We start from the raw sequence: 10,041 nt of genomic DNA on the forward strand, positions 1-10,041 counted from the left end.
ATCAACGTGTAACTGAAGAATGGTGTTGTGAAACATTCCTCCCCGATTCTGCTTTCTTTTCCAACTCCGCTTGACTACTGATATTTTCGGTTTGCTCTTTAGAAACAGTTGTACCGACAGCTATTTTGTTCAGCTCGGAGAGATAGCTGTTCTTTACAAATTCGAATCTGTCCATTATAGAACGGTCGACAGGTTCGGCGGGGGGAAGTTCTAATTTTCTGGGGTTTATAAAACGGCCATTTTTCTTTATTCTGTAATCAAGGTGAGGACCTGTCGCGTAACCTGTAGCTCCAACGTATCCTATAACGTCTCCCTGTTTTACCTTTGCCCCATATTTTATCCCCTTGGCGAATTTGCTGAGATGGAGATAATATGAAGTATAATCCCGGTTGTGTCTTATTTTTATGTAATTGCCGTTGGCGCGCGTTCTGGATGCTTTAATTACCGTTCCATTCCCCGAAGCTTGTACCGGAGTTCCGGTTGGAGCGGCATAGTCGATTCCGTAGTGCGGCATGTAGTGATGAAGGATCGGGTGAAAACGGCTTTTACTGTAGCTTGAGCTTATTCTTGTAAAGTTCAGGGGTGCCTTGATTAATTGTTTGCGGAGTGAATTACCTTCTTCATTGAAATAGTCGGGATACTTATCCCCTTTATTGTTAAAGAGAAAAGCGTAGTGTTTTTCGCCGCTGCAGTTAAATTCTGCCGCCAGTATCCTGTTGATCTTCCTTGTGGTTTTATTCTGAAAGTGGTTTTTTATTTCCTTTTCTTCGTATACCAGTCTATAGTAGTCATCGGGGCGGATATCGTGGAAGAAATCTATATCCCAGCGGAAGATATTATTTATGTTCGATGCCAGTTCAAAGGGCATTTGGTTTCTGGAGATTGATTCGTATAGCGAATTTCTGATAATACCGGAAACCGATCTCTTGTGGATTTTAAATGGACAATAAATTCTCCGAGCCTTAACAGTATCATTGACCGCTGTAACCTCAAGAAATTCTTCATCATTTATGGAGAACTCGAAACGTTTAGTGTATCGGCCGTTGCCGGAAAAAATTCTGTAGCTCTGACCGGGGTATATTCTTCTGAGGTTATAGACATCACTGGACGCTTTTACAATCTTGTTGATCATCTGCGGGGAGATATCACATTTTCTCATAAGATCAAAGAAATTCATGTTTTTGCCGACAACACCCTGAAAAGAAGGGGTGGAGGCTTTGGGAGCGGCAGGTTGGAGGGTTTCCCGTAAAGGCAATTCTTCCGTGCTCGAAGAAGGTGTTTTTTTATCGGGGTTTTCCCTGTCGAATGATACGGCAAGGAAAAATAGAAGAACTGTTGCAAGACCAACCAAAACGCTCGCTAAAAGTTTATTTATACTAAATTTCTTCATTACATCCGTCCTGTTGTTTATTACAGACAAGATACCTGTTTTTTGGCAGCGGGGTCAAGATAAAATAATGAACTGAAATAATAAAACCCCGGGTTCTTGAATTATATAACTATATGTAGTGATAGGCTGTTACTGGAGTGCTTCCCTGCCGTTTCAGGTATATCACTACATTTTCTTATATCTTGGACCTCCGTTACCCTCTGGTACTGTCCAGTTGATATTGTCGAATGGGCACTTTCTCTGGCAGGTTTTGCAATGCAGGCAATTCGAGGGGTTTGCCGCTTTAGCTTTCCCGGCCACAACTTCATAAACTCCAGCTGGACAAAAAGTTATACAGGGTCTGCTGAATGCCGACTCGCATTTCTGCTGGCATATATCAGGATCGGTTATCTCAAGATGGCATGGTTGATCTTCCCTGTGTTCTGTAGCCGCTGCCGCGGTAAAGGCGTCTTTGTCGAAATCCCGTTGAGGTTTGAGTTTGTATTTAGTTTTCTTCATCGCTCTGTAGTCTTCTTCGACAGTAAATTCAGGTAAAATGTTGCTGATTACTGAAAGTGGAATGCCCAGTGTCGGCCCGAACTTAGCTATGGTTTGTCTGTAGTTCTCCGCTGATCTCATCTCTTTCCCCACCCTTCCGTTGTCAATAAGTTCGGTGTATTTTGCCGCAGTCTCTAACGGTTTTTCGGCTTTATCGAGAATAGCTGCCGCGGCCTGTATTCCTGAATCTAGAGCAAGATGTATGCCCCTGATTTTCAACATGTTAACAAAACCGGCGCTGTCACCAATGATAACGCAGTTTCCCTTTCCTATGCTGCCCGTTTCCGCTTCCCGCGGTATAGCGCGCAACCCCCCTTCAGGGATAAGCTTAGCTCCCGCTTCTACAACAGTTCCGCCTTCAGTGAATTTTTTTACATATTTATGTTCTTTGAACCTTGCAAGAGCGTCCTGTGGATTAAAATCATAATATTTCCAGTCAGCGCCTACTATCATGCCTATCGCTATGTGATCTTCCGTGCCGGGATAGATTATACCGCCGCCGAACATATTGGGTCCGAGGAAGGGTTTCCAGATAGGAAAGCCCAGCGCATGAACAACCCTGTTGGCTGTAAACTTCTTGTATTGCTCCGGGGTTACTCTGATCAATTCTTTGACTCCTAAGGAGAAAAGCTGCGGTTGCTCTCTTTCAAGGTTTGCTTTTCCGATGAATTTTTCAGTCAACAAACCGTCACAACCCTCAGCGAGGATTATAAAATCGGCATCTATTATATCGCCTGGAATGTAATTGGGTTGTCTGTCGCCTTCTCTGTCAAGCCCCTGATCGATCAGTTTGACTCCTCGGGTAAGACCGGTTTCCTCGTCGAATAAAATATCCCGGGCGGCGAAACCGTAGAAAACTTCGACTCCAATATCTCGAGCGGTCATAGCCATGAATTTACTTAGTTTGCTGATTGAGATCGTGTAATCACCCTTATGAAGCATCGTTCCAAGGCCGAGTCCAAGCCATTTAGCAATCTTGAGGGCGAATAAAAGATCAAAGGAAGTTTTACGGGAAGGCATAAAGGGTATACTCTCGGTTTTGATCTTCTGGCTTAATAGATCTTTTCCATTTTTGCTGTCCCGCCAACCGTCGGCCGCGTAATCCATAAGACTAAGGAACGGCTCATGTTCTAAGACAGCGCCCGACAGATTATGGTTTCCCGGTCCAAAGGCCTTGTCGATGACACAAACATCAAATTCAGGTTTGCTTTTTTTAATCTGGATTGCCGCGGAAAGTCCGGCTGGTCCGGCACCGACAACTAATACGTCAACCTTATTGTAATCGTTATTATTCAGCATTCTGTTTTACTCTCAAACTTTTGATTAATTCCGGGACTACATCTTCCGCGTTGCCAATAATATAATAATCGCACTGTTTAAATATCGGGGCGTTGTGGTCGTTGTTTACAGCAATAATAGTGTCACTGTTGGCAATTCCTATCATGTGTTGAATAGCGCCCGAAATCCCTATCGCCATATATATTTTCGGCCCCACGGCCGTCCCGGTCTGGCCAACCTGATGTACTCTGTCGATAAATCCCTGTTCAACGGCTGAACGACTGGCGCCCGTTTCAGTATCTATATTTATTGTTTCACTTATACAATTACTAAGCGGTTTGATCAAAGCGTTATAACCTTCTTTATTCTGAACCCCTTTTCCGCCTGATACAATTATATCCGCGTCAAAGTTAACTTTGCCGGTACTTTTCTCTGTGCTTATTATTTCCAGAGAAAGGTCGTCAGGTGATATTTGGACTTCATGCCTTATTATTTTGCCTTTCCTGGATTTATCTTCGGGGAGTCTTTTCATAACTCCCGGCCTGGCGGTTGCCATCTGTGACCTTGAATTGATTGTGCTGATGGTGGCCATTACATTTCCTCCGAGAGCCGGCCTTGTCTGCAGCAGCACGGCGACCTGTTCTTTTTTCGAAACATCTTTGATATCCAGTGATGTGCAATCCGCGGTAAGACCGCAGCTTAAGTTATAGGAAACCAGAGGAGCCAGCACTCTTCCCTGGGGGGTGGCGGCGAATAGAACGATCTGAGGCCAGTGTTTTTCGATTAAGCCGCACAACGCCTTTTTAAAAGTGGAAGGATCGAACTCTTCGAGGAGCGGATGTTGGGCGATATAGATATTGTCGGCTCCGGCCGCGATAAGTTCCTCCGAGAATCTTTCGATATTACTGCCTGTAATTGTAACCCCGACCTCAGTTCCCAGAGTGTCGGCCAAATCGCGGGCTTTACCTATAAGCTCAAAAGTGGCTGGGTGTATCTTGTTGTCTTCATATTCAGCACTTACCCAGACCTGACCGTTATAAGAGGGTTTTCTCTTCTTCAGGCCATTGAGCATATTATCGAGAGCCTTGCCGGTAAAAGCCTTATTAGCCTTTGCCATGATTTCTTCTTTGACCGAATCATCGATTTCATCTATGTCCTCGACATTAATCTCCTTAAGTATTTCAGCAAGAGCGGAGAACTGCTTGTTTTCCTTTTCAGTACCCTCGTATGTTCTGTCGAAGAAATCTTTTCTTTCTTCGGGCATGATATATTCTCTTGTTTTTTCCGTGATTTCTTGCTCTTCCCCTTCTTGATCCCCGCTGAATTTGTTTAGAATTACATCTGCGAGTGTACCTACATCTTTTATCTCCCGGCATTTTCTTGTTGTCTCCGGAGGAGGGAAAACTCTAGTCACAGTTGTTCTTGATCCATCAACACCTATATGATCGGCGTTGATATCTTCCGCTTTCCACTTGAGAATCTCTGTGTCATGGGCTTTGCGTGTTTTCGCGAAGGTGGCAAAGAGGGGGAATTCGTATTCAGCTACAGTTATGACAGCGGGTTTCTTCAGAGACGCTACAATCTGGTCTCCTCCCGTTATAATTCTGGTGAATTCGAAACGTTTATTTTTATACTCCGCATCTGTAACATATGTAATGCAGGGAAGTTTTAGTTCTTCAGCAATTTGAGGCGGCACTTGCGCTGTATCACCGTCTACCGACTGCATGCCGCTTATTATAAAGTAATCATCCGGATCCTTTACAATATCCCTTTCTATTTTTCTGATCGCGTATGCGAGAGGGTTCGCGGTAGCCGCCGTATCAGCTCCGGCTAACAGTCTGTCTGTGAGAAGCACTGCCAGATCCGCGCATCTGCTAAGCGAATAGCGTAATATATCATCCGCCATAGGAGGTCCCATACTCAGGCAGATTACCTTACTATCCGGGTCTCCGCTATCCAAACGCATCTTGTTCGCGAAAGCCAACGCCTGAGCGTCAAGATCATTTATTACGTTAGTAAGGCGGCTCCTGATAAGTGTTCCTTTAACAGGGTCAAAGGCGTTATCAGTTATCTGCGATATGTCAGGTACCTGTTTTACTAATACTATATAATCACTCATAACTTCAATAAAGTACTAAGTTTCAAAGGGAATGTCAACTTACAATATAAGTGGAGTTTCCCCGAAAATCCGGTAAGTATTGTAATAACATTGCGAGATACAATCAGTTATCAGGATTGGTAAGTGGAATAGGGTTTTCATTGCTCTGTAAGGCAAAAATTGGGGAAACTCCACCCACGGAATATTGTTGACGGCATTCTATTATTATGGTACAGGGTTACCCGGCGGTGAGAAGATATGGGTCATCTTTTTACGGATATTAATGGAAACAGAAGATCATCCTTTGTAAGCACTGACTTTATAATGTAAAGGGATACAGCTGAAATACAAGTGATCATATGTTGACGAAATATTTAAATGTTGGTTTATCTGTAAAGCGTAGATACAATGTTAGGCCTCAGGAGAAAAGAAATGAACATGAAACAGATCATAAAGAGCATTCCAGTCGTCGGTCCAGTCGCTCGTCGCATTTACCGCACGTGGATCAGCCCTCCAAAGACCTTTCCAGGTTCAGAAAGTTACTGGAAAAACAGGTACGAAGCTGGTGGCAACTCAGGGGATGGGTCTTACAACCAACTTGCCGAGTTCAAAGCCGACATATTGAACACATTCGTTTTTGAGAATGAGATTACATCAGTAATCGAATATGGATGTGGGGACGGCAATCAACTTAGTTTGGCGCAGTATACGAAATACATCGGTTTTGATGTAAGTCCTAATGCAATATCCAGGTGCTTGAAACGTTTTTCCAACAATGATGGAACAAAAACCTTTAAACTTATGAAAGAGTATGACGGCGAAACTGCCGAGTTAACTCTATCATTAGACGTGATTTATCACCTTGTTGAAGATGACGTCTTTGTAGACTACATGAACAGGTTGTTCGATTCTTCCGAAAGATTTGTCGTTATCTACTCCTTAGACACGGATGAAAATCCAGTGGATACGGCAGCGCACGTAAGGAATCGTAATTTTTCTAAATGGATAAAAGACAATAAGACAGAGTGGAACCTTATAAAATATATTCCCAACAAGTACCCATTCAATGGTGATACCAAAAGCGGATCATTTTCCGATTTTTACATTTATTCAAAGGCCTAACCCCTATGAGGCCTTTCCCTGACAGGTATGTTATGCCTTTTCATATACCTGCCCAGCAGTACGGATACTAGAATTGTCAGGGGCAGTGATATGGCAAGGCGTACCAATGTAAATTTCAATCCGAGAAATGATGCCTCAAATATTGTCATGGGTAATCGGAAAATGCCTGAAGCCCCTACATATGTGAGTATCATTGAGGGTTCCGCTCCCTTCTTGTACAGTGAATATGCAATAGGAAATGCCATATACAGCCCACCCACACTGGTCCATGCAAGCATTATTGCCCATATATAACGCTTAACACCTGAATCATGCCCCAGATGCCTCTCAACAGTGCTTCTCTTTACCCATATTTCAAACAGGCCAATTAAGATGAATGCGCATGGCACAATCTTCAGCATATCAAAAGCAAAAGCCGTGAAATTGACATACATAGCCTTGCCGATATTGATATGGAATATGTATGAAAATCCTATAAACGATATGAACAATGAAACTATTGCAGAATAAATGATGTTTTCCCTCTTCATAATAATTCCCCGAATACAATACCTGTAATTATTGCAACAGTGATTGCGATAAAAAATGAAAGTACATTCCTTATGACAGTTATTTTGACACCAAAGTACCGTTTTTCAATCGGATATGTCAATATACCCACCATCATGAGTGTTGTGGAGAATGCTGAAATAACCATATATGTTACACCCTCCTTCAGGAGAATGCCGCATAGGGGGAATGTGATAAAACCCGGCATCATTGTGATTGAACCGAGCATTGAGGCAATAATCACAGATACAAATATATTGTATCGGCCCAGCGAACAAGCGATGAAATCATCAGGCATTATTGACAATATACATGCAACTGCCACAAGCATAACCCCGAATGCCGGCAAAATGCTTGTAAACCGTTTATATGCTACCTTGAGTGATGCTAAGGTCTTTGCCCTGCTCTTTATCAGAGAAACAAGCAGAAAAGCACCTGTTGCAATGTACAGAATTATCACTACTCATCCAATTTTTTTATGTTGATTGATTTCATTTATCAATATTATATTGTTTTTCACTGTGTTTTCAAGTTAATATTTTTTTGGAGTTCCCCCAATTTTTAACATTCCTTTGTATATCCGGCTATTGGTATTTCAAAACCCTCTCGGAAGACGAGCGGGCATGGTTTTCCCATTTCCTTTAGGGAAATGGGAAAGAGCGAGTCTGAGAGCGGGAGACGCTATTTCCTCGCAGGGGAAATAGACGGCGTTTTTGACAATACCAATAGCCGGATACTGTTACAAATCATCGACTACCTTATAGGTTATAAAAATTGGGGAAACTCCTGCACGGAATATTGTTGACGTCATTCTATTATTATGGTAGAGGGTTACCCGGCGGTGAGAAGATACGGGTCATGTTTGTACGGATATTAACGGAAGCAGAAGGTTATCCTTTGTCAGCACTGACTTTATAATGTAAAGGGATACAGCTGAAATACAAGTGATCATATGTTGACGAAGTATTTAAATGTTGGTTTATCTGTAAAGCGTAGATACAATGTTATACGATCGAATACTGAATCAATGGAGAACATGTTATGAGTGAATTACTGAATCCTCAATTAATTAACTTGTTGGCTTGCCCTGATTGCAATAGTGATTTAGAAATTATTGCAAGCCAGCTTCAGTGTAGTAATTGTAGAAAGAAATATGAGATCCGGAATGGTATTCCCTGTTTATATCCTTCCTCTATTGATGAAGAGCATTTGCAAGAGGAAGAATCTTTGGCAGATATAATGAAAAGAACTCATCATAACAAAAAAGATCAATTTATTTCTACCCAGTGGGATGAATCAAAGAAAGAATTTTGGGGAATGGTAAAAAACAATGTTGTAGGAAACAACAAAGTACTTATTAACATTGGTTGTGGATATGATTCCAATTACATTGATCATGAAAAAGAAAGAAACATTTTTGTAAACTTTGACCTTGTATTCAAAATGCTTAACTTTTTACAAAATGAGTATGGAGCAAAATCCTGTGTAGCTGGTGATATTAATAAACTGCCTTTCAAGAAAGCTTCTTTTGATTATGTTATCTCCATCGATGTGATACATCATGAAAGCGACAACCTCAAATCTATGATAAAATCCTTCGCTGACTTGTTAAAACCAGGTGGAACTTTATTCTTGGAGGACCCGAATGCTTGGGGTATGTTCCAAATTCCAAAGTCAATCTTGTTGCCCAGGTCGATATATCGACTAATGAGGAGTATGTATCATAAGCTCAGGCAGAGTAAACACAGACCAGCAGATTATGAATTTCCTACAAATGTTAGGAAGATAAAAGACATACTTAGAAATTTGACTTTTACCGATATCGTTGTTTATCCTAATAACTCCTATCCTTGCATAGGTCCTAAAGCATTTCAACTATACAACCTTTTTTCTGGTTTAGACTATATAAGGAAATATCACAATTATCATTATATGATAAGTGCAATAAAAACATATGATTAATACGTATAACAATGGGATGAACACGGATAAACCATTTAAAATCGGAGAAGATATAATTAGAATAACGCCTTACTATCGCTATGCAGCTGACGGATCTTCGGCGACACGGCCCTTGCATGGGCAAGGTCCGCAGCTGACCCGCAGCCCGTTATGCTCTATACACACTAAAAGGAGGAATGAAATGAATAATGACCTGAAAGCAATTTCCTTAGTTGATATGGTGGATTATCAAAAGGAGGCGGTTGTTAGCAAAACTATCATCGAGAAGAAGGCAGGGACAGTTACTTTATTTGCATTTGACCAGGGGCAGGGTTTAAGTGAACATACCGCCCCGTTTGATGCATTGGTTCAAGTCCTCGATGGTGAAGTAGAAATTAGAATTTCCGGTAAATCTTATAATTTGAAACAAGGCGAGATAATTATTATGCCGGCTAATGAACCACACTCGCTGTCAGCTGTTAAAAGCTTTAGAATGTTGCTGACGATGATTAGATCCAAATAAACAGGTAACGCAAGACGCATCGTAACACCCCGGCGGTAGAAATTTAAGTTTTTTTATTCATAAGGCACATATTTTTGAAAAATTCTACAAATTTGTTTGCTTTTTTCGATAATATGCTGTATATTAAGTTTGAATTGTCGTACACGTTTTTCGCCTTTTTGTTTTGGTGACAAAGCTTTTGAAAGAAGATTAGTCAAGCAATAAGAACCCGTTTAGAATAGTTGTACAGCTATTCGAAAGGGTTTTTTTTACCCGGAACAGGCAGAGAACACAGATGTACGTAACTTTTAGTTTTAGAGAAGGATTAGGTTAATGGAAACAGGAACTGTCAAATGGTTCAACGGGTCCAAAGGCTTTGGCTTTATTTCCAGAGAAGAAGGCGATGATGTCTTTGTTCATTATAAAGCCATCGAAGCCGAAGGGTTTAAAACTCTTGATGAGGGCGACAAAGTTGAATTTGAGATTGAAGAAGGTCCTAAAGGTCTACAGGCTAATAACGTAAGAAAGATATAGTTCTTAGGATACTTTAATAACCCCGGCCACCTCGGCCGGGGTTGTTATTTTAGATTTCTTCCTTTACAATTTACAGCCATCGGCAGGTGG

At 41.5% G+C, this 10,041-nt stretch carries 9 protein-coding genes; 4 read left to right on the forward strand and 5 right to left on the reverse strand.

The features are described from left to right. Window position 1: 1 nt before the first annotated feature. From U5O15_02385 to U5O15_02395, 3 genes are all read right to left on the reverse strand, one after another. Window positions 2–1,390 (reverse strand): M23 family metallopeptidase, encoded by a 1,389-nt coding sequence (locus tag U5O15_02385; GenBank protein MDZ7859512.1) that lies wholly within the window; start codon window positions 1,388–1,390, stop codon window positions 2–4. Between the two features lie 165 nt (window positions 1,391–1,555). Further along, entirely contained in the window at window positions 1,556–3,226 is a 1,671-nt protein-coding gene (locus U5O15_02390; GenBank protein MDZ7859513.1) for an electron-transfer flavoprotein:ubiquinone oxidoreductase, read from the reverse strand. Continuing rightward, window positions 3,216–5,324 carry an FAD-binding protein gene (locus U5O15_02395; protein MDZ7859514.1) on the reverse strand — a complete coding sequence of 703 codons (2,109 nt, stop codon included), beginning with the start codon at window positions 5,322–5,324 and terminating at the stop codon, window positions 3,216–3,218. Before U5O15_02395 ends, U5O15_02390 begins: the two co-directional genes overlap by 11 nt. A gap of 411 nt (window positions 5,325–5,735) precedes the next feature. On the opposite strand from U5O15_02395, the gene U5O15_02400 reads away from it, so the two are divergent. After that, on the forward strand, window positions 5,736–6,425 hold the full coding sequence (locus U5O15_02400; protein MDZ7859515.1) for a hypothetical protein: 690 nt from the start codon (window positions 5,736–5,738) through the stop codon (window positions 6,423–6,425). Here U5O15_02400 and U5O15_02405 read toward each other — a convergent pair. After that, window positions 6,422–6,955, reverse strand: a complete 534-nt coding sequence (locus U5O15_02405; GenBank protein ID MDZ7859516.1) for a permease — start codon at window positions 6,953–6,955, stop codon at window positions 6,422–6,424. The genes U5O15_02400 and U5O15_02405 overlap by 4 nt on opposite strands. Further along, window positions 6,952–7,434, reverse strand: coding sequence for a hypothetical protein (locus tag U5O15_02410; protein MDZ7859517.1), 483 nt, complete (start codon window positions 7,432–7,434; stop codon window positions 6,952–6,954). Before U5O15_02410 ends, U5O15_02405 begins: the two co-directional genes overlap by 4 nt. Before the next feature lie 581 nt (window positions 7,435–8,015). Here U5O15_02410 and U5O15_02415 point away from each other — a divergent pair. The 3 genes from U5O15_02415 to U5O15_02425 all read left to right on the forward strand — a co-directional run bounded on the left by U5O15_02415 (window position 8,016) and on the right by U5O15_02425 (window position 9,951). Next, window positions 8,016–8,936 carry a methyltransferase domain-containing protein gene (locus U5O15_02415; protein ID MDZ7859518.1) on the forward strand — a complete coding sequence of 307 codons (921 nt, stop codon included), beginning with the start codon at window positions 8,016–8,018 and terminating at the stop codon, window positions 8,934–8,936. Between the two features lie 181 nt (window positions 8,937–9,117). Continuing rightward, a complete protein-coding gene (locus U5O15_02420) occupies window positions 9,118–9,438 on the forward strand; it encodes a cupin domain-containing protein (GenBank protein ID MDZ7859519.1) in 321 nt (106 codons plus the stop codon). Window positions 9,439–9,750: 312 nt separating this feature from the next. Continuing rightward, window positions 9,751–9,951, forward strand: coding sequence for a cold-shock protein (locus tag U5O15_02425; protein ID MDZ7859520.1), 201 nt, complete (start codon window positions 9,751–9,753; stop codon window positions 9,949–9,951). Window positions 9,952–10,041: the final 90 nt, after the last annotated feature.

Source organism: Candidatus Krumholzibacteriota bacterium (assembly GCA_034520215.1).
In the GTDB taxonomy this organism is placed as follows: Bacteria; Krumholzibacteriota; Krumholzibacteriia; order Krumholzibacteriales; family WJIX01; genus JAGHBT01.